Raw genomic sequence first — 1473 nt, 5'->3', positions numbered from 1 at the left:
CTAAAGTCAAGCAATAATTATTATTTCAAGATTATGAATAATGTTAATTTTTACTATTAAAAGCCATAAAAAAACCTTATAATTAGGGTATGGTAGTCCTGTCCAAATCCCTAACTATAAGGAGTTCACATGGACAATCATACCATAAAAACGGTATTCAAGGAATACATTCATCCATTAGATTCAAAAATCATACAAAAAATGATTGAACACACTCAACTTGATAAATATGTTAAAAAGCTTGATGTGCTTACGTTTATGAACACGTTTATTTATGCTCAGTTGAAGCAGCTGGATAACCTTCAGCGGATAAGCGATACGATTAAACGCAAGAAAACGGTCCAGCGACTGATCGGCATAGAAAGCATTAGTAAATCTCAGCTATCCCGAAAAAACGGGGAGATACCATCCGAGATTTTCCAGGTTATCCTGCATCATTTAATTAAAAAACTGCATCATATACTCGGACCGAAAATGGCAGATAAAGCACTTAGAAAGCTTCATTTGATTGATTCATCAACGCTTTCCATGTGTCTTCATCAATATGAATGGGCTGATTTTCGAGATACAAAATCCGGAGTAAAAATGCATACATCTGTTGTCTTTTGCGATGGTGAATCCTTCCTAAATGATGTGATTCTTACTCCTGCCAGGCCAGCAGACGAAACACAGTTGGATGCATTGATCGTACCCGATCGAAATGCGCTTCATGTGTTCGATAGAGGATACTTCAACTTTAAAAAGTTTGATTTCTATTGTGCAGAAGGGATCCGGTTTGTCACCCGAATCAAAACCAATACGATTATTCATGTGATAGAGGAATTACCTGTTTCTTCTTCCTCTCCACTCATCCGGGATGCCGTAGTAAAAATCGGCAAAATGAAACATCCCTTGCGCTTGATCGAAACATTGGATAGGGAAGGGAACAAAATTTCTATTGTGTGTAATGACGCTAAATTGGACGCAAAAGAAATAAGTGATCTCTACCGGACACGCTGGCAAATTGAATTATTTTTCAAATGGGTCAAACAACATTTGGTTTTGAAAAAGCTATATGGCAAAAGCCAAAATGCCGTATTCAACCAGATTTATATTGCCATGATTGTGTTCTGCTTAACCTTATTGATGAAGCATACCTTAGGGTATAAAGGATCCTTACTGGAAATGCGGGACTGGATTTGTGATTGCTGGTACAAAAAACTTGAAACCTTTATTTCTGAAGTATTCAAGGAACCAGACCGATCATCCAGTGGTCGACGAAGGTCGGAGCACGAACGAATATTTGAAGAAACCTTAGCCCAATATGAATCGGGAGATGTTTTATATTTAGATGATCTCACTTACGATCCCATTATTTAAAGGCAATATAAAATTCTGAAAAATGGATGAAGGACTACCTTTATAGCCCTGTTGTCTTTTTTCATAAATAAAATATAACATATATCAGAAAATTCGTTCAACTTGATTGAAATC

1 protein-coding gene is annotated in these 1473 nt (G+C 36.5%); it reads left to right on the top strand.

Features of this window, described 5'->3' with window-relative positions:
- Positions 1–129: 129 nt before the first annotated feature.
- Positions 130–1359: an IS4 family transposase gene (locus tag Q1A47_RS20440; RefSeq protein WP_166531064.1), complete on the top strand. Its 1230-nt coding sequence runs from the start codon at positions 130–132 to the stop codon at positions 1357–1359.
- Positions 1360–1473 lie beyond the last annotated feature (114 nt).

It is taken from the genome of uncultured Virgibacillus sp. (assembly GCF_947495635.1).
Classification (GTDB): Bacteria; Bacillota; Bacilli; order Bacillales; family Amphibacillaceae; genus Virgibacillus; species Virgibacillus salarius.
The sequence above is the reverse complement of the archived record's forward strand: the minus strand, read 5'-3'. Positions and strand labels throughout refer to the sequence as shown.